The 18,081-nt window shown below is 67.3% G+C and carries 20 protein-coding genes; 6 read left to right on the plus strand and 14 right to left on the minus strand.

Going from position 1 to position 18,081, the window contains the following annotated elements; genetic code table 11:
• Positions 1 to 75 precede the first annotated feature (75 nt).
• The 8 genes from V7S63_RS07540 to uxaC form a co-directional block, all read right to left on the minus strand.
• A complete protein-coding gene (locus V7S63_RS07540; RefSeq protein WP_336529758.1) occupies positions 76 to 1,545 on the minus strand; it encodes a mannitol dehydrogenase family protein in 1,470 nt (489 codons plus the stop codon).
• A complete protein-coding gene (locus V7S63_RS07545) occupies positions 1,542 to 2,822 on the minus strand; it encodes a TRAP transporter large permease (protein WP_336529759.1) in 1,281 nt (426 codons plus the stop codon). Before V7S63_RS07545 ends, V7S63_RS07540 begins: the two co-directional genes overlap by 4 nt.
• A 3-nt stretch (positions 2,823 to 2,825) precedes the next feature.
• Positions 2,826 to 3,359, minus strand: a complete 534-nt coding sequence (locus V7S63_RS07550) for a TRAP transporter small permease (RefSeq protein WP_091836280.1) — start codon at positions 3,357 to 3,359, stop codon at positions 2,826 to 2,828.
• Between the two features lie 192 nt (positions 3,360 to 3,551).
• The gene (locus V7S63_RS07555; RefSeq protein WP_336530234.1) at positions 3,552 to 4,535 is read right to left on the minus strand and encodes a TRAP transporter substrate-binding protein; all 984 of its coding nucleotides are present in this window, start codon (positions 4,533 to 4,535) and stop codon (positions 3,552 to 3,554) included.
• A 112-nt stretch (positions 4,536 to 4,647) separates the two neighbouring features.
• A complete protein-coding gene (locus V7S63_RS07560; RefSeq protein WP_336529760.1) occupies positions 4,648 to 4,989 on the minus strand; it encodes a cupin domain-containing protein in 342 nt (113 codons plus the stop codon).
• Positions 4,986 to 5,750: a 2-dehydro-3-deoxy-D-gluconate 5-dehydrogenase KduD gene (kduD, locus tag V7S63_RS07565; RefSeq protein WP_336529761.1), complete on the minus strand. Its 765-nt coding sequence runs from the start codon at positions 5,748 to 5,750 to the stop codon at positions 4,986 to 4,988. The genes V7S63_RS07560 and kduD overlap by 4 nt, the downstream gene beginning before the upstream one ends.
• Positions 5,750 to 6,601 (minus strand): 5-dehydro-4-deoxy-D-glucuronate isomerase, encoded by an 852-nt coding sequence (kduI, locus tag V7S63_RS07570; protein ID WP_336529762.1) that lies wholly within the window; start codon positions 6,599 to 6,601, stop codon positions 5,750 to 5,752. The genes kduD and kduI overlap by 1 nt, the downstream gene beginning before the upstream one ends.
• Positions 6,598 to 8,001, minus strand: coding sequence for a glucuronate isomerase (gene uxaC, locus V7S63_RS07575; RefSeq protein WP_336529763.1), 1,404 nt, complete (start codon positions 7,999 to 8,001; stop codon positions 6,598 to 6,600). The genes kduI and uxaC overlap by 4 nt, the downstream gene beginning before the upstream one ends.
• Before the next feature lie 161 nt (positions 8,002 to 8,162).
• On the opposite strand from uxaC, the gene V7S63_RS07580 reads away from it, so the two are divergent.
• The 5 genes from V7S63_RS07580 to V7S63_RS07600 all read left to right on the plus strand — a co-directional run bounded on the left by V7S63_RS07580 (position 8,163) and on the right by V7S63_RS07600 (position 13,843).
• The gene (locus V7S63_RS07580; RefSeq protein ID WP_336529764.1) at positions 8,163 to 8,900 is read left to right on the plus strand and encodes a GntR family transcriptional regulator; all 738 of its coding nucleotides are present in this window, start codon (positions 8,163 to 8,165) and stop codon (positions 8,898 to 8,900) included.
• Positions 8,901 to 8,978: 78 nt separating this feature from the next.
• A complete protein-coding gene (locus V7S63_RS07585; protein ID WP_336529765.1) occupies positions 8,979 to 10,469 on the plus strand; it encodes an ABC transporter substrate-binding protein in 1,491 nt (496 codons plus the stop codon).
• A 150-nt stretch (positions 10,470 to 10,619) separates the two neighbouring features.
• Positions 10,620 to 11,567 carry an ABC transporter permease gene (locus V7S63_RS07590; RefSeq protein WP_336529766.1) on the plus strand — a complete coding sequence of 316 codons (948 nt, stop codon included), beginning with the start codon at positions 10,620 to 10,622 and terminating at the stop codon, positions 11,565 to 11,567.
• Positions 11,564 to 12,421, plus strand: coding sequence for an ABC transporter permease (locus tag V7S63_RS07595; RefSeq protein ID WP_336529767.1), 858 nt, complete (start codon positions 11,564 to 11,566; stop codon positions 12,419 to 12,421). Before V7S63_RS07590 ends, V7S63_RS07595 begins: the two co-directional genes overlap by 4 nt.
• 27 nt (positions 12,422 to 12,448) lie before the next feature.
• The gene (locus V7S63_RS07600; RefSeq protein WP_336529768.1) at positions 12,449 to 13,843 is read left to right on the plus strand and encodes an amidase; all 1,395 of its coding nucleotides are present in this window, start codon (positions 12,449 to 12,451) and stop codon (positions 13,841 to 13,843) included.
• Between the two features lie 152 nt (positions 13,844 to 13,995).
• Here the strand turns inward: V7S63_RS07600 and V7S63_RS07605 are convergent, their stop codons facing one another.
• The 4 genes from V7S63_RS07605 to V7S63_RS07620 are packed head-to-tail and all read right to left on the minus strand — an operon-like array spanning position 13,996 to position 15,440.
• Positions 13,996 to 14,421: a DUF1801 domain-containing protein gene (locus tag V7S63_RS07605; RefSeq protein WP_336529769.1), complete on the minus strand. Its 426-nt coding sequence runs from the start codon at positions 14,419 to 14,421 to the stop codon at positions 13,996 to 13,998.
• A 10-nt stretch (positions 14,422 to 14,431) separates the two neighbouring features.
• Positions 14,432 to 14,653 (minus strand): hypothetical protein, encoded by a 222-nt coding sequence (locus V7S63_RS07610; protein WP_336529770.1) that lies wholly within the window; start codon positions 14,651 to 14,653, stop codon positions 14,432 to 14,434.
• A gap of 38 nt (positions 14,654 to 14,691) precedes the next feature.
• Complete coding sequence (locus V7S63_RS07615) at positions 14,692 to 15,120, minus strand: SRPBCC family protein (protein WP_336529771.1); 429 nt, start codon at positions 15,118 to 15,120, stop codon at positions 14,692 to 14,694.
• Complete coding sequence (locus V7S63_RS07620) at positions 15,117 to 15,440, minus strand: ArsR/SmtB family transcription factor (RefSeq protein WP_336529772.1); 324 nt, start codon at positions 15,438 to 15,440, stop codon at positions 15,117 to 15,119. Before V7S63_RS07620 ends, V7S63_RS07615 begins: the two co-directional genes overlap by 4 nt.
• Before the next feature lie 91 nt (positions 15,441 to 15,531).
• On the opposite strand from V7S63_RS07620, the gene V7S63_RS07625 reads away from it, so the two are divergent.
• Positions 15,532 to 16,440, plus strand: a complete 909-nt coding sequence (locus tag V7S63_RS07625; RefSeq protein ID WP_244543868.1) for an SDR family NAD(P)-dependent oxidoreductase — start codon at positions 15,532 to 15,534, stop codon at positions 16,438 to 16,440.
• A 20-nt stretch (positions 16,441 to 16,460) separates the two neighbouring features.
• On the opposite strand, the gene V7S63_RS07630 is transcribed toward V7S63_RS07625, so the two are convergent.
• Positions 16,461 to 17,042, minus strand: coding sequence for a DUF4337 domain-containing protein (locus tag V7S63_RS07630; protein ID WP_100962945.1), 582 nt, complete (start codon positions 17,040 to 17,042; stop codon positions 16,461 to 16,463).
• An 80-nt stretch (positions 17,043 to 17,122) separates the two neighbouring features.
• Positions 17,123 to 18,052, minus strand: coding sequence for a tyrosine recombinase XerC (locus V7S63_RS07635; protein ID WP_442896434.1), 930 nt, complete (start codon positions 18,050 to 18,052; stop codon positions 17,123 to 17,125).
• Between the last annotated feature and the right edge of the window lie 29 nt (positions 18,053 to 18,081).

Raw genomic sequence — 18,081 nt, forward strand, 5'->3', positions numbered from 1 at the left:
CCTGACGAGAAGGCGCCGATCGGAGCCTCCTCCAGGCTGAGATGCTCGGGTCAGGCCCGAGCATGACGCATATCCTCACCCCAGCGCCGCGGCCGTCGCCTTCGCGCCCTTCTGGAACAGGCTGTCGAGATGGCCGGCCACGGCCTGCGTGAAGCGCTCCTCGCGCGGCAGGTCTTCGCCGAAGATCGCGCCAATGCCGAACAGGGCCGTGCTCAGCGCCACGGCATCGCGGCCGAGCGCCTTGGCGCGGATCGCGAATTCACCGGCAAGCGGGTCGCGCACATCGATCTCAGCGCCCGTCTCGTCGGTCCCGGTGACATAGGACATCCAGGCGGCGACGCCGAGGGCAAGGTGATCGATCGGCGCGCCGGCCTTCAGCCGCTCGCGGATGGTGCCGAGCAGGCGCTGAGGCAGCTTTTGCGAGCCGTCCATGGCGATCTGCCAGGTGCGGTGCCTGATTGCCGGGTTCTGGAAGCGGTCGAGCAGGTCACCGGCATAGCTCTTGAGGTCGACGCCCTGGGGAGCGGGCACGGTCGGAATGATCTCGGACCAGAGGCCTTGCAGGAAGCGCGCGAAGACCGGATCACGGCTGGCCTCTGCGACCGTCTCGTGACCGGCGAGATAGCCAAGATAGGCCAGGCTCGAATGCGCGCCGTTGAGCATGCGCAGCTTCATGAACTCGAACGGCGCGACCTCGGAGACTATCTGCGCACCGACCGCATCCCAGCGTGGCCGGCCGGCGGCAAACACGTCCTCCACCGCCCATTGCCGGAAGGGCTCGCCGATCACCGGTGCGGCATCGTCGAGGCCGAGCAGGCCAGCGACCTCGGCGATATCGGCCTCGGTGGTCGCCGGCACGATCCGGTCGACCATGGTCGAGGGGAAGGCGCCCTTGGCTTCGATCCAGGCGGCGAGCTTGTCGTCGCGCAGGGCGGCGAAGTCCCTGATGAGACCGGCCAGGACATGGCCGTTCGAGGGAAGATTGTCACAGCAGAGCGCAGTGAACGGGCCAAGACCCGCGGCCTTGCGGGCGGCGAGACCTGCGACGATCAGGCCGACGGCCGAGCGCGGCGCAGCGGGATTGGCGAGGTCGTGGACGATGTCGGGATGGTCGGCCTTGAGCTTGCCCGTTGCCGGATCGTGGCAATAGCCCTTCTCGGTGACGGTGAGCGAGACGATTCTGGTCTCGGGCGCGGCGAGCTTCGCCACGAGCGCCTGCGGGTTCTCGGGCGCGACGAGCACGTCGAGCACCGAGCCGATGACGCGCAGCTCCGGCCCGGCGGGAGCGCGCTTCAGGAAGGTGTAAAGCCCGTCCTGCGGTTTCAGCCTATCGCGCTGGTCGGGACGTTGCAGGCTGGCGCCGACGATGCCCCAGGCGCCGAACTCCCGCTCAAGCGCATCGTCGGTGAATTCGCAGAGATGGGCGCGGGTGAAGGCGCCGAGGCCGAGATGGACGATGCCTGGCTGGAGCTTGCTCCGATCATAGCTCGGACGCCTGACGGCGGCCGGGAGCGAGGCAAGGGTGGCGGAGCACAGACGGGTCAATGGAACAGCCTCGGCAGCCAGAGGGAGATGCCGGGCACATAGGTCACCAGCAGCAGCACGGCAACAGAGGCGCCGTAGAACGGCCAGATCGTGCGCATGGATTCGCCGATCGAGATCCGCCCGATGGCGCAGGCGACGAACTGCACCGAGCCGACCGGCGGGGTATTGAGGCCGATGCCGGCATTGAGGATCAGGATCACGCCGAAATGGATCGGGTCGACGCCGAAGGCCTTGACCACAGGCAGGAAGATCGGCGTGCAGATGATGATCATCGGCGCCATATCCATGAAGGTGCCCAGCACCAGCAGGATGATGTTGATCATCAGCAGGATGACGAGCGGGTTGTCGGAGACCGCCTTCATCGCCGCGATCGTCGCCTGCGGCACCTGCAGGAAGGCCATCAGCCAGCCGAAGGAGCCGGCGGCGCCGATCACCAGCAGCACCATGGCGGTGGTGCGGACCGCGCCGAGCGTCGCCTCGACGAAGGCCGTCCAGGTCAGCTGGCGATAGACCAGGATGGTGACGAGGATGGCGTAGACCACGGCGACGCAGGAGGATTCGGTCGCGGTGAAGACGCCGGAGCGGACGCCGCCGAAGATGATGCCGATCAGCAGGATGCCTGGCAAGGCCAGCACGACATAGCGCCCGACGGCGGCGAAGCCGGGGAAGGCCTCGCGCGGATAGCCGCGCTTTACCGCGACCGCCCAGGCCGCGACCATCAGCGCGGCACAGAGCAGAAGGCCGGGGACGACGCCGGCGGTGAAGAGATCGGCGATCGAGAGGTTTCCGCCGGCCGAGAGCGAATAGATGATCATGTTGTGCGAGGGCGGGATCAGCAGCGCGATGATCGCCGCATTCGCAGTGACGTTGACGGCGTAGTCGGCGTCGTAGCCGCGCTTCTTCATCTGCGGGATCATCAGGCCGCCGACGGCGGAGGCGTCCGCCACGGCCGAACCGGAGATACCGCCGAAGAGCGTGCAGGTGACGACATTGACCTGGCCGAGGCCGCCGCGCAGATGGCCGACCAGGCTCGCCGCCATCTGGATCAGGCGCTCGGCGATGCCACCGCGAATCATCAGGTCGCCGGCATAGATGAAGAACGGGATCGCCATCATGGCGAAGGCGTTCATACCGGAATTCATCTGCTGGAAGACGACGACCGGCGGCAGGCCCATATAGACCACGGTCGCGACCGAGGCGATGCCGAGGCAGAAGGCGACCGGGACGCCGATCAGCAGCAGCAGCGAGAAGGTGCCGAAGAGAACCCAGAGTTCCATGGTTCAGACCTCCTGCTCGGAGCCGAAATGGCCGAAGCCGAGCGGGGCCTGCTTCTCGCCGGTGACGAAGAGCAGCATCTTCTCAAACGCAAAGAGGGCGATCAGCGCGCCGCCGGCGGCGATCGGGACATAGTCCCAGCCGCGCGAGATGCCGATGATCGGCATGCGGTCACTCCAGGTGCCGGCGGCGAGCTGGCTGCCATAGACGAGCATGGCGATGCCGAAAGCGCAGACGAGGCCCTCGCCGATCAGGATCAGAGCGGCGCGCAGGGGCGGCGGCGACATGGCGAGCCCGACCTCGAAGCCGAGATGATCGCTCTCGCGCACGCCGACGGCGGCGCCGAGCAGGATGAACCAGGACATCAGGAAGAGCGAGCCGGCCTCGACCCAGATCGGCGTGTCGTTGAGGACATAGCGGCCGAAAACGCCCCAGGCGACCATGATCGTCATCAGGACGAGACCGGCGCCGGCGGCGAACAGGGCGTAGAGGCTGAGCTTGGCGCCGAGGCGCGTGAGAGACGCGGTGAAGGCGTGCATGGGATGTCCGAGACTGATGTCGGTTGCTTGTGCTCAGCCCTCATCCTGAGGAGCCGCGGAGCGGCGTCTCGATGGATGCTCCAGGAGGCTCCGGAACCAACTGGAGCATCCTTCGAGACGCGATCTGCGATCGCTCCTCAGGATGAGGGCTTTGGAAAACGGGGCGGCCCGAAAGCCGCCCCGTCGTTCAGCTCACTTCACCGCCTGGATCGCGGCGACCATGTCCTTGAGCTTCGCGTCGGTGACGAACTTGTCGTAGACCGGCTTCATCGCGTCGATGAAGGGCTGCTTCTCGACCGTGTTGATCTGCGCGCCGCCGGCCTTGACCTTGGCTTCCGAGGCCTTTTCGCGCGCGTCCCAGAGCTCGCGCATCTTGGCGACGGATTCCTTGGCGGCGGCCTTGATCAGCGCCTGGTCGGCGGCATTGAACTTGTCGAAGCTCCTCTTCGACATCACCAGCACCTCTGGCGAGAGCGAGTGCTCGGTCACCGAATAGAACTTCGAGACCTCGAAATGCCGGGTCGATTCATAGGACGGCCAGTTGTTCTCGGCGCCGTCGATGACGCCGGTCTGCAGGGCCGAATAGACCTCGCCGAACGGCATCGGCGTGGCGTTGGCGCCGAGCGCCGAGACCAGCGCGACGAACATATCGGACTGCTGCACGCGGATCTTCATGCCCTTCATGTCGGCCGGGCTGTTGATCGCCTTCTTGGAGTTATAGAAGGAGCGCGAGCCGGAATCGTAGAAGGCGAGGCCGATCAGGTCGTGCTTCTCGAAGTCCTTCAGGAGATTGTCGCCGATCGGCCCGTCCATGACCTTCCGCATGTGGTCGACCGAGCGGAAGATGAAGGGCAGGGACGGCACGTTGGTCGCCGGGATCAGGTTGTTGAACGGCGCCATGTTGATGCGGTTGATGTCGATGACGCCGAAGCGCGTCTGGTCGATCGTGTCCTTCTCCTGGCCGAGCTGGGCCGAGTGGAAGACGTTGATCTTGATGCGGCCCTGCGTGCGCTCATCGAGCAGCTTGCTCATATGGCGGACGGCCTCGACCGTCGGATAGTCGGTCGGGTGGATGTCGGTCGAGCGCAGGGTGACGTTTTGCGCCTGAGCCGAGGTCGAAAGCAACGCGGCAAAGGCGACGCCGGCGAGCGCGGAGAAACTCCTTCGATCGAGCATGGTCTTGCGATTGAGCATGGTCTTGATCCTCTCCCCAAAATGATCGCCGGCTTATTCCGGTCGTTCTTGCCCCAGGCGGGAGCTGCGCCGGCAGGGCCGGCGCAGCGGACTTTCACAAAAATTCCGTCCGCATCGGTGTGAAGGAATCGATCAGTTGCCCGGCCTCGACGTTGACGACGCCATGGACGAGGTTCTCGGGCACAAAGAAGGTATCGCCCGCAACAAGCCGGCTGGTCTTGCCGTCGATGGTGACGTCGAAGACGCCGCTCTCGACGTAAGAAGCCTGGCGGTGCGGATGCTGGTGGGCCTTGCCGACCGAACCCTGCTCGAAGGCGACGCGCACGACCATCAGGTCCGGGCCATGGGCCATGATCTTGCGCCTGACGCCGGGCTCGGTCGGCTCCCAGGCGATGTCAGCGTCGTGCTGGAAGAAGGAGTTGAGACGGTCGCTCATCGGGCCAGCCAGCCTCCGTCGACGGGAAGGATCGCGCCATGGATGTAGGCCGCGGCATCGCTCGCCAGGAACACCGCCGCGCCGCCGATATCGGACGGCCTGCCCCAGCGGCCGGCCGGGATGCGCGCGAGGATCGCGGCGTTGCGGTCGGGATCGGCACGGAGCGCCTCGGTATTGTTGCTCTCGACATAGCCGGGAGCGATGGCGTTGACGTTGATGCCCTTGGCCGCCCATTCGCAGGCGAGCAGCCGCGTGAGGCCGGCGAGCCCGCTCTTGCTCGCCGTGTAGGAGGCGACGCGGATGCCGCCCTGGAAGGCGAGCAGCGAGGCGATGTTGACGATGCGCCCGGTGCGTCCGGCGGAGAGCGCGGCCTTGGCGAAGGCCTGGGCCAGGAAGAAATTGGCCTTGAGATTGAGGTTCATCACCTCGTCCCAGTCGCTCTCGCTGAAATCGAGCGCGTCGGCCCGGCGGATGATGCCGGCATTGTTGACGAGGATGTCGAGCGGGCCGGCCAGTTCCGCGGCCTGCTCGATAACCCGCGCGGCGATCCCGTTCTGCTGGAGATCGGCGTGGAGCGGAAAGCAGGTGCCGCCCGCTTCAGTGATCAGCTTCTCGGTGTCAGCCATGCTGGAGCGCCCGGCTGCGACGACCCTGGCGCCGGCCTCGGCGAGCGCCACCGCGATGCCCTGGCCGATGCCGGTATTGGCGCCCGTCACCAGCGCCGTGCGGCCGTCCAGCGAGAAGGGCGAAGTCGTCGCCATCAGCGCAGGGTCTCCACCGGGGCGGCGTCCATGTCGGTGAACTCGACATTGTCGCCGGCCATGGCCCAGACGAAGGAGTAGTTCGAGGTGCCGCAGCCGCAATGGATCGACCAGTTCGGCGAGATCACCGCCTGCTCGTTGGCGACGAGGAGGTGGCGGGTCTGCTGCGGCTCGCCCATGAAGTGGAAGACGCGGTGGGCCTGGTCGAGGTTGAAGTAGAGATAGGCCTCCATCCGCCGAGTATGTGTGTGGCAGGGCATGGAGTTCCAGACCGAGCCCGGCTCCAGCGCCGTCATGCCCATCACCAACTGGTTGGTGCCAGTCGAGTTCGGCATGATGTATTGCCGGATTGTGCGCTTGTTCGAGGTCTCGGCCGAGCCGAGATGGATGGTATTGGCGTCGTCCTTGCGGATGAGCTGGTGCCTGGCCTCGCGATGCGCCGGGGCGCTGGTCAGGTAGAACTTGGCCGGGTTGGCCGGATCGGCGCTGGCGAAGGAGACCTCCTTCGCGCCCAGCCCGACATAGAGCGCATCGAGACTGGGCAGTTCGAAGCGCTCGCCATCGACAGTGACCGAGCCGGCGCCGCCGAGATTGATCACGCCGAGCTCGCGCCGCGCCAGGAAGAAGGGCGTACCGGTCGGCGGGAACGGATCGAGCGTCAGCGGCTTGGCTGCCGGCATCGCGCCGCCGACGATCATGCGGTCGTAATGGCTGTAGGTCAGTGCGACCTCGCCCGGCACGAAGATGCGCTCGATCAGGAAATCCTGGCGCAGCGTCTCGGTGTCGTAGCCGCGCACATCACGGGGATGCGCGGCCTGGCGTTCGTCGATGGTCCTGGTGGCGCTGGTCACAGCCGGTAGGCCTCCTTGGCCAGGCGGTAGGCGAGATCGTGGGCGACTTCGGCAGCCTCGTCCTCGTCGAGACGGTGCTCGGCGACGAGCTTGGCGAGGTAGTGGCAGTCCATCCGGCGGGCGACGTCGTGGCGCGCGGGGATCGAGAGATAGGCGCGCGTGTCGTCGTTGAAGCCGACCGTGTTGTAGAAGCCGGCGGTCTCGGTGGTGAGCTCGCGGAAGCGCAGCATCGCCTCGGGCGCGTCGAGGAACCACCAGCCCGGTCCGAGCTTCAGCGCCGGGTAATGGCCGGCGAGCGGGGCGAGCTCGCGCGAATAGCTGGTCTCGTCGAGGGTGAAGGCGATGACGGTGAGGCCACGCTCATTGCCGACCGCGTCGAGCAGCGGCTTCAGCGCCGAGACATAGTCCATGCCGCGCGGGATGTCGGAGCCCATGTCGCGGCCGAACTGCTCGAACAGATGCGGGTTGTGGTTGCGATAGGAGCCGGGGTGGATCTGCAGGACGAGCCCGTCATCGAGGCTCATCTTCGCCATCTCGGTCAGCATCTGGCCGCGGAAGACGTCGGCATCCTCGGCCGAGAACTTGCCCTTCAAGATCTTGGCGAAGAGCTTCTCGCACTCGGCCGGCGAAAGGTTGGCGGTGCGGGCCGTGGCGTGGCCATGGTCGGAGGAGGTCGCGCCGCGCTCAATGAAATAGCCGCGGCGCTTGCGATGGGCTTCGAGATAGCCGGTCCAGCTCCCGACATCCTCGCCGGTCAGTTCGCCGAACTGGTCGAGATTGTCCTTGAAGCCCTCGAATTCGGGGTCGACGACGCTGTCGGGACGGTAGGCGGTGACGACCTTGCCGCCCCAGCCGGACTCCCTGATCATGTCATGCCATTTCAGCGGGTCGAGCGCGCCTTCGGTCGTGGCGATCGCCTCGATCTTGAAGCGCTCGAACAGAGCGCGCGGGCGCATCGCGTCCTGCTCCAGCTGCTCGGCGATGCGGTCATAGATGCGGTCGGCGCTCTCGGCCGAGAGGCGTTCGGTGATGCCGAAGATCGAGAAGGCGGCATGCTCGAACCAGAGCCGCGTCGGCGTGCCCCGGAACAGGTGCCAGTTGCTGGCAAAGAGCCGCCAGATCTGGCGCGGGTCGCCCTCGATCTCGCCGCCATCCTTGCGGGCGATGCCGAGCTGTTCGAGCTTGATGCCCTGCGAATAGAGCATGCGGAAGATGTAGTGGTCCGGCTTGACGAACAGCGTCGCCGGATCGGGGAACGGCTTGTCCTCGGCGAACCAGCGCGGGTCGGTGTGGCCATGCGGCGAGATGATCGGCAGGTCGCGGACGCCGGCATAGAGGCGGCGCGCAATGCCGCGCGTCACCGGCTCGGCAGGCAAAAGACGATCGTCGTGCAGCAGCATCGCTGGCGTTTCCTCTGTCGGGCCGGACCATAGGGCCAGCACTGGTGGGACGTCAATATACTAATATACTAGTATGCACCGCTCGGCCGTGTTACGCCTTGATTGGCCGCGGAGCGCGCATCGTGGTCCAATAAGGCAGTGATCATGGCCAGGATAGGACGATGTCGGAGGCGTTAGGGATAGGCGAGACTGGAGGCTCGCGCCGCGAGCGCAAGCCGCAGCGTCTGGCCGGAGCGTCGGCGGGCCGCGCCACGGCCGCCTCCGTCGTGCAGGACGAGCTTCGCCGCGAGATCCTCGACATGGTGCTCCGGCCCGGTGTGCCGCTGTCCGAGAAGGACCTGACCGCCCGCTTCGGCATGAGCCGCACGCCGGTACGCGAGGCCTTGATTCGGCTGAAGGAGGAGGGGCTGGTCGAGATATTCCCGCAGGCCGGGACCTTCGTCGCCCGCATTCCGGCGGGGGCGATCCCCGAAGCGGTGTTCATCCGCCAGGCGCTGGAGTGCGCCACGGTCGAGGTGCTGGCGCGGACGGCCACCGCCGAGGACATCGCCCGGCTCGACGCGACGATCGCCGTGCTGCACGAATCGTATGAGGCCGATGATCAGGAGCGCTTCCACCTCGCCGACGAGGATTTCCACGAGGCGCTCGCCGATATCGCCGGCTATCCCGGCGTCTGGAAGCTCGCCCAGGCCGCCAAGAGCCAGATCGATCGCTGCCGGCGGATGACGCTGCCGGTGCCGGGCCGGATGGCGATGGTGATCCGCGAGCATCTCGCCATTGTCGACGAGATCAGGCGGCACGACGCCTCGGCCGCGGTCGTCGCGATGCGCCAGCATCTCGGCACGCTGCTGCCCGACCTCGTGCACCTCAAGGCGAGCTATCCGGACTATTTCGTCTGACAGGGCTGCGCGCCGGCGCTCTTGCCTCCCGCTTGCCTCCCGCGCCATCCTGCGCCGCAATGACGATGGAGGCGGACGATGACGACGCGGCGCGATCTTCTGGCGGGAGCAGGCCTCGCAGCGCTCGCAACCAAGCTTCCGTTCGCCGCGCTCGCGCAGGCCAGAGACAGCGTCACCATCGGCATGACGCTTGAGCCGCCGACGCTCGACCCGACCTCGGGTGCGGCCCAGGCGATCCGCGAGGTCGTGCTGCAGAACATCTTCGAGGGGCTGGTGGCGATGGACCGCACCGGCAAGCTGGTGCCGGCGCTGGCCGAGAGCTGGACGCTGGCGCCCGACAACCTCACCTACACCTTCAAGCTCAGGCCGAACGCACGCTTCCACGACAGCACGCCGCTGTCTTCGCGCGACGTGAAGTTCTCGTTCGAGCGCGCGGTCGCGCCCGACTCGACCAATGCCCAGCGCTGGATCTTCACGCCGATCGAGAGCATCGAGGCGCCCGATCCGATCACGGTCATCATTAAGCTCAAGCAGCCGACGGCGAACTTCGTCTACGGGCTGTCCTGGGGCGATGCGATCATCGTCTCGCCGGCGACAGCAGCGAACAACAAGACCAATCCGGTCGGCACCGGCCCGTTCAAGTTCGCGCGCTGGAACCGCGGCGACCGGCTCGAGCTGACGCGCAACGACGAGTACTGGGGCGCGAAGCCCGCCCTCGCCAAGGCGACCTTCCGCTTCATCTCCGATCCGCAGGCGCAGGTCGCGGCGCTACGTGCGGGCGACATCGACGCCTTCACCAATCTCTCGGCGCCGGAAGCGATCCCGCAGCTCAAGGCCGATCCGAAGCTCAAGGTCACGCTCGGCAAGACCGAGGGCGAAACCATCCTCGCGATCAACAACGCCAAGGCGCCGTTCAGCGATATCCGGGTGCGCCAGGCGATCTCGCATGTGCTCGACCGCAAGACGATCGCGCTCGGCATCTACGGCTTCGACCTCGACTATATCGGCAGCCATTTCTCGCCGCTGCACCCGGCCTATGTCGACCTGACCGGCACCTACCCGGTCGATCTCGCCAAGGCGAAGGCCCTGCTCGCGGCGGCCGGCTTCCCGAGAGGCTTCGAATGCACGCTGCGGTTGCCGCCGCCGGCCTATGCCAGGCGCGGCGGCGAGATCATTGCTGCGCTGCTGGCCCAGATCGGCATCACAGCGAAGATCGAGCCGCTGGAATTCCCGCAATGGCTGGAACGGGTGTTCAAGAACAGGGATTTCGACCTGACGATCATCTCGCATACCGAGCCGCTCGACATCGCCAACTACGCACGCGACGACTACTACTTCCAGTACAGGAATCCCGAGTTCAAGGCGCTGATCGAGACAATCGACCGCACCGTCGACGAGGCCGAGCGCAACAAGCTCTATGGCGACGCCCAGCGCATGCTGGCGCGCGATGCCGTCAACGGCTTCCTGTTCATCCTGCCGAAGATCACCGTCACAAAGGCCGATCTGGAGGGCATGTGGACCGACTGGCCGCTGCCGCTGACGCCGCTGGCGGAGGTGAAGTGGCGGTAGCGTTGGCACGTATCTCTGCATGTTCCCGGTCGTCCCGGGCGACCGGAGGGAGACCCGGGACCCATTCCGGAACCTCTATCGGATAGGCTCAGGAATGGATCCCGAATCTCCGCTGCGCTTCGTCCGGGATGACGGCGCGGGTTGTGTTTCATGATCGCGTACATTTTCCGCCGCCTCCTCGCCTTCGCCGTGACGCTGCTCGGCGCGGCGATCGTCATCTTCCTCGTGCTGGAGATCCTGCCGGGCGATCCGGCAGCGGTGACGCTCGGACTCAATGCGGCGCCGGAGGCGCTTGCGGCATTGCGGGCGGAGATGGGGCTCGATCAGCCGGCGCTGCTGCGCTTCTTCAATTGGATCGGCGGCCTCGTCACCGGCGATCTCGGTCTCAGCTACACCTATCGCGTGCCGGTGACGCAGCTGATCGGCGAGCGCATGGTGGTGACGCTGCCGCTCGCCTCGATGGCGATCCTGCTCGCTTCGGCCATCGGCATCCCGCTAGGCGCGCTCGCCGCGGCCAATCACAACCGCGCCGGCGATGCGGCGGTGATGGTTTTCGCGCAGGCCGGGCTCGCCATCCCGAATTTCTGGTTCGGCCTCCTGCTGGTGCTGGTCTTCGCCGTCGGCGCCGGCTGGCTGCCGGCCGGCGGCTTTCCGGGCTGGCAGGCCGGGCTCGTACCAGCATTGAAATCGCTGCTGCTGCCGGCGGTCGCGCTTGCTTTGCCGCAGGCGGCGATCCTCGCCCGCGTCACCCGCTCGGCCATGCTGGAGACGATGCAGGAGGATTATGTCCGCACCGCCCGCGCCAAGGGCGTCAGCCGCCGGCGCACCATGCTGCGGCATGTGCTGCGCAATGCGCTGATCCCGGTCGTCACCGTGCTGGGCCTGCAGTTCTCGGTGCTGCTGGCCGGCGCGATCATCATCGAGAACGTCTTCGCCCTCCCGGGGCTGGGGCGCCTCGTCTTCCAGTCGATCGCCCAGCACGACCTGATCGTGGTCAAGGACCTGGTGATGCTGTTCTCAGGCCTGGTCGTCTTCATCAACTTCGCGATCGAATTGCTCTACGGGCTGATCGATCCGCGCCTGCGGCAGGCGTCATGAGCGCCGTCGCGCCACGTTCGCGCCCGCGGCGCTGGTGGGCTTCGCCGTCCTTCCTGGCCGGCCTGCTGCTCGGCGGGCTCGTCGTCGCGATGGCGCTGATTTCCTATCTCTGGACGCCCTACGAGCCGACCCAGATGGCGATCCTGAAGCGCCTGCGGCCGCCCTCGGCCGAGCACTGGTTCGGCACCGACCAGTTCGGCCGCGACGTGTTCTCGATGATCATGGTCGGCGCTCGCAATTCGCTGGCGGTGGGGCTGGGCGCGGTCGGGCTCGGCTTGACGGTCGGCAGCGCGCTCGGGCTGATCGCCGCGATCCGGCGCGACGGCCTGCTCGACAACCTGATCATGCGCATGGCCGATTTCAGCCACGCCTTCCCGGCCGTGCTCTCGGCGATCATGATCAGCGCGGTCTGGGGCCCGGGCATGATGAACGCGGTGATCGCGATCGCGCTGTTCAGCCTGCCCTATTTCGCCAGGTTGGCGCGCGGGGCGGCGCTGCAATGCTGGGCACTCGACTATGTGCTGGCGGCGCGCGCGGCGGGTCTGACCGAGCTGGCGATCACGCGCCAGCACGTCCTGCCCAACATCGCCGGCGTGCTGGTGGTGCAGGCGACGATCCAGTTCGCGCTCGCCATCCTCGCCGAAGCCGGCCTGTCCTATCTCGGTCTCGGCACGCAGCCGCCGGCTCCCTCCTGGGGCCGGATGCTCAACGAGGCGCAGACCTTCATGGCGGCGCAGCCCTGGCTCGCGATCTTCCCCGGCGCGGCGATCGCGCTTTCGGTGCTGGCCTTCAATTTGCTGGGCGACGGGTTGCGCGACGCGGTCGATCCGCGCATGCGCCGATCCCGGGACTGATATGACGATGCTTGCGGAGTTCCAGTCATGATCGAGTTCGCCGATCTCAGCGCCGTCGACATGCTCCGGGCCTTCCGCTCGCGCGAGCTCTCGCCGGTCGAGGTCACGGAGGCGGTGATCCAGCGCGTCGCGCTCTGGGAGCCGGCGCTGAAGGCGCTCTACGCCTATGATCCCGAGGGCGCACGTATCGCTGCGAAGGAAAGCGAGGGCCGCTGGCGCCGCGGCGAGGCGCTGGCGCTCGACGGCGTGCCTTGCACGATCAAGGAGAACATCGCGACGAAGGGCACGGCAGTGCCGCTCGGGACGGCGGCGATGGAGCTCGCCCCCGCTGCTGCGGACGCGCCGCCGGCGCAGCGCCTGCGCGAGGCCGGCTGCGTCATCTTCGCCAAGACGACGATGCCGGATTACGGCATGCTCTCCTCCGGCCTGTCGAGCTTCCACGAATTGGCGCGCAACCCGTTCGACCTCACGAAGAACCCGGGCGGTTCTTCGGCCGGTGCGGCGGCGGCCGGCGCAGCCGGCTACGGGCCCTTCCATGTCGGCACCGATATCGGCGGCTCGATCCGCCTGCCGGCCGGCTGGTGCGGGCTGGTCGGCCTCAAGCCGAGCTTCGGCCGCGTGCCGATCGACCCAACCTATTACGGCCGCGTCGCCGGGCCGATGACGCGCACGGTCGCCGATGCGGCGCTGATGATGCGCGAGCTCTCGAAGCCGGACGATCGCGATCCGATGAGTCTGCCGCCGCAGGAGATCGCCTGGACCGATCTGGAGCGCGAGCCGCGCGGGCTGAAGGTTGGGCTCCAGCTCGAAGCGGACATCGGCCTGCCGGTCGAGCCGGAGGTGCGGGCGGCGATCGTCAAGGCGGCCGATGCCTTCCGCAAGGTGGGGGCGATCGTCGAATTGGCGCCGCCCTTCCTGACGCAGGACATGCTCGACGGGCTCGACGATTTCTGGCGCCAGCGCGCCTGGGCCGAAATCGGCTCGTTGCCGCCGGAGCGGCAGGACAAGGTGCTGCCCTATATCTACTCTTGGGCCGAGCGCGGACGCTCTCTCACCGGCGCCCAGGTGCATCGCGGCATGAACCAGATGCTGGCGATCCGCCATGCGGCGCTGAAGGCGGCACAGCCCTTCGACTATGTGCTCTCGCCGGTCTCGCCGGTGCCGAGCTTTTCCGCCGAACTGGCCTCGCCGATCCACGATCCCGAACGGCCCTTCGAGCACATCGTCTTCACGGTCGCGGCCAACATGTCGGACCAGCCGGCGATCTCGGTCCATGCCGGCATGACGGCGTCGGGCCTGCCGATCGGCCTGCAGATCACCGGCAAGCGCTTCGACGATCTCGGCGTGTTGCAGATGGCGCAGGCCTGGGAGAGGCTGCGGGGGCAGGGGCCGGACTGGCCGCGGACGCCGCCGGCTCGCTGAACCGTTCTGGAACCACAGGCCTCATCCTGAGGAGCGCTCCGCAGGAGCGCGTCTCGAAGGATGCTCCAGGAGGCTCCGGAGACAACTGGAGCATCCTTCGAGACGGCCGCTCAAGCGGCCTCCTCAGGATGAGGGCTGTGAATGGGAGTCTCTCAGGCCTTCTTCGGCTTCTTCCCGGCTGTGTTCAGTGCAACGGCCGCCTGGATGAGTTCCGCCAGCGCCGCCTCGTCAATCGCATCGCTTTCATGGATGTCGATGGCGCGCCTGGTGTTGCCGTCGAGGCTGGAATTGAACAGGCTCGCGGGATCGGGCAGCGAGGCGCCCTTGGCGAAGGTCAATTTCACCACGGCCTTGTAGGTCTCGCCGGTGCAGATGATGCCGGCATGCTCCCAGACCGGGACCCCGCGCCATTTCCAGGTTTCCTCGACCTCGGGATCGGCCTCCCGGATGACGGCGCGGACCCTCGCGAGCGTCGCGCCGCGCCAGTCGGTCAGTTCCGCGATTCGGGCGTCGATCTGCTCCGAGGCCGAGGCTTCGGCTTCCGGCTTCGGCGCCGCTTTCGAGGTCTTGCCAGCCATGGCTCGGCTCCTAGCCTTGCGCCCGTCGCCCTTGGCGCCAGCTGGCGGCATAGGGCAGGGCGAACATGGTGAGGCCGGAGAACATCAGCAGGAACAGCGGCGGCAGCGGGGAATAGACGATCCAGGCCGGCGGCTGCCCCAGTGCCATGGCGACGAAATTGGCGATCACCGTCGCGGTGAAGATGAACGCGAGCCAGCGATGGCCCTGCCGGATGACGTGGTTCCAGGTCAACGGAACCTCCTTCTTGAGATGAGAGCCAGGGCGAGCGTTCACGCTTCGCGCGCCAGCAGCTCTTCCAGCTTGCCGAGGAACTCCTGCCAGCCGGCTTTGGCGCCGCCGAAGGCCTGCTTCTGCTCAGGCTGGAAGCCGGCCTGCTCCATGCGCAGCAATGTGCCTTTGGGCGTCGGTGTCAGGGTGAAGGTCACCGTGCTCTTCAGGTTGAAGGCCGGATCGTCATGGGCGAAATCCCAAGTGTAGGACAGCATCCGGTTCGGCTCGATGTCGAGGACCTCGCAATCGAGCACGCCGCCCCATTCCCCGCGCAGGTTGAAGCGATGGCCGACGACCGGCGCGAAATCGTTCTTCATCAGCCATTCCGCGATCAGGTGCGGCTGCGTCAGGGCGCGCCAGAGCTTTTCCGGCGGATGGGCGATCTCGCGCTCGACGGTGACGGAGCGGGTCAGTGTGGCGGTGGTCATTGGTCCATCCTTGCGAGCAGATCTTCGAGGTCGTCGAACCGCGCCTCCCAGAAGCCGGCCATCTGGCTGGTCCAGTCGATCAGCGGGCTGAGGGCGCCGAGCTGGGCGCTGTAATGGGTCTGGCGGCCGGCCTGCCGGTCACGCACAAGCCCGGCCTGCTTGAGCACGCCGAGATGCTTGGAGACGGCCGGCTGCGACACACCGGCCTGCGCGGTCAGCGCCCCGACGGTCAGCTCGCCATCGCGGCATAGGCGCTCGAAGATGGCGCGCCGCGTCGGGTCGGCGAGCGTCCTGAACAGCATGTCGTGGGAGTCTGACATTACAATCGATAACCCATTGGCTATGGGTTTATTCATAACCAGAGAGATATGAGTTGGTCAAGCGCCTTCGCGGGCAAAGCAGAACGGGGGTGTGACAGGGGCGCTGGACCAGGTCGCGCGGCTCACGCAGGATGCGCCCGAAACTGCGGGGACCGATGCAGTCTACGCGCCCCGCCATCCCGCCTTCGAGGACCTCACCATGGATCTGATGCTGAACGGCAAGCGCGCTCTGGTCACGGGCGGCAGCAAGGGGATCGGCCGTGCCATTGCGCGGCAGCTGGCGCTGGAAGGCGTCGACGTCGTCATCGCGGCGCGCAACCAGGCGGAGCTCGATGCCGCCGCGGCCGAGCTGGCGAAGGAGACCGGCCGCAACATCGTCGGCCTGACCGTCGATACGCAGGACGATGCCTCGGTGAAGGCGGTGGTCGCCGGCACCGTTGCGGCGCTGGGCGGGCTCGACATCCTCGTCAATGCCGCGGCCAAGCCCGGCGGTCAGGCAACGCCGCCCAAGCTCGCCGAGATCACCGACGCGCTGTTCTTCGACGACGTCAACGTCAAGGTGATGGGCTATCTCAGGATGGCCCGCGAGGCGGCGCCGGTGATGGCGACGGGTGGCTGGGGCCGTATCATCAACATCAGCGGGCTGGCGGCGCGCCTGACCGGCTCGACCATCGGCTCGATCCGCAATGTCGCGGTGGCGGCGCTGACCAAGAACCTCGCCGACGAGCTCGGCCCGCAGGGCATCAACGTCACCGTGGTGCATCCCGGCACGACGCGGACCGAGAAGACGCCGGGCGTGGTCGCGGCACGGGTGGCGGCGTCAGGGCTGGCGCCCGAAGAGGTCGAGCGCCGCATGGCCGCCAATGTCACGATCGGCCGGCTGGTCGACATGGCCGAGGTCGCCGACATCGTCGCCTTCCTGGCCTCGCCGCGCAGCGTCGCGATCAATGGCGACGCGATCGCCTGCGGCGGCGGCTCGAAGGGCGCGATCCACTACTGAGTGCCGCGCCCTCGGCTTGATCAGAACAGCGCGGTCGGCGCGACCTCGGCGATGATCATCAGCGCGAGCCCGAGCGCGCCGAGGCCGACGCCGGTCCAGGCAAGCAGGGCGACGCCGGTGATGATCGCCGCGGACGAGACCACGATCGCGATCTGCAGCAGGCCCGAGACGATGTCGTATTTGTCGTCGCGAGCGCTGGAGATGTCACGCTTGGCCTCGGCCGCCTTGGCGCGGACGATCAGCTCCTTGCGGCCTTCATTGGTCTCGGGTTCGGACTCATAGCGGGCGATCGTCGCCTTCCAGCCGTCTATGCGCTTCTGCAGGCGCTCGCGCACGGCCGGGTCGGTGGTGCCGGCGAGCTCGACCTCCATCGCGTCGGCGGCGGTGCGCAGCGTCGTGCCGCGGATCGTCTTGGCCTGGAAGAAGGCCCAGAGATTGGAGGCTTCGATGTTCTTGGCGAGCGCGTCCTGCTCGGCGTTCTTGCCGCCGATCTCCGAGAAGGCGAGCAGGAGCGCGAGAATGCCGATCAGGAGCGCGATGCGCTTGTTGACCTTGCTGGTCGGCTGGTTGTCTTCGGTGACGTCTGGTGCAACTGAGGCCATCAGTGATTCCCCCCGGAAAGGCCGCGCCTGATGCCCGGTGCGCGTGACGGAATCAAGACGAATTTACCGAAGGTAAGCGGTTATCCCCGGGCGCGCGGATGGGCGGAATCATAAGCCGCGAGCAGGCGGACTGAATCGATGCGGGTGTAGATCTGCGTGGTCGAGAGCGAAGCGTGCCCAAGCAGTTCCTGGATGGCGCGCAGGTCGCCGCCGCGGCCGAGCAGGTGGGTGGCGAAGGAATGGCGCAGCGCATGCGGCGTCGCGCTGCCCGGCAGTCCGAGCGAGCCGCGCAGGCCCTCGACCGCGAGCTGGATGATGCGCGGCGAGAGCGGCCCGCCTTTCACGCCGACGAAGAGCGGCCCCTCCGGCGCCAGCCGCCACGGGCATTGCGCGAGATAACCGCCGATCGATTCGACCACCACCGGCAGCACCGGCACCATCCGGGTCTTGCCGCCCTTGCCGAGCACCGTCAGCGCATCGGCGGTGCTGAGCGGTGCCTGCGAGCGCTTGAGGCCGAGCGCCTCGGAGATGCGCAGGCCGCTGCCATAGAGCAAGGAGAGCACGGCGGCGTCGCGCGCGAGAACCCAGTCGGGCCGCTCCTCGCCGGCGCGGCTGTCGGCTTTGGTCACGGCCGCGGCGGCCTTGGCGTCGAGCGGGCGCGGCAGGCCCTTGCCGAGCCGCGGTCCGCGGGTCGCGGCGAAGGCGGCAGCGGTCAACCGGCCGCTGCGCTCGCCGAAGCGGGCGAGCGAGCGCAGCGCTGCGAGCTGGCGCATCAGCGTGCGGTTGCCGACGCCGTCGCGGCGGCGATAGCCGAGGAAGGCGCGCAGATCGGCCGGCTTCAGGGCGGCGACCGCCTTCAGCGAAGGGGGCGCATCGAGATGATGCGTGAGGAAAGTGGCGAATTGCTCGATGTCGCGACCATAGGCCTCGAGCGTCTTCGGCGAGAGCCGGCGCTCATGGCCGAGATGGGCGAGCCAGTCGCGTCGGAGGATGTCGAAATCGCTCATCATGCGATCTTGCCGCGCGAGGCTTAACAACC

Origin of the sequence: Allobosea sp. CCNWLY174 (assembly GCF_037120455.1) — a bacterium.
Taxonomy (GTDB): domain Bacteria; phylum Pseudomonadota; class Alphaproteobacteria; order Rhizobiales; family Beijerinckiaceae; genus Allobosea; species Allobosea lupini.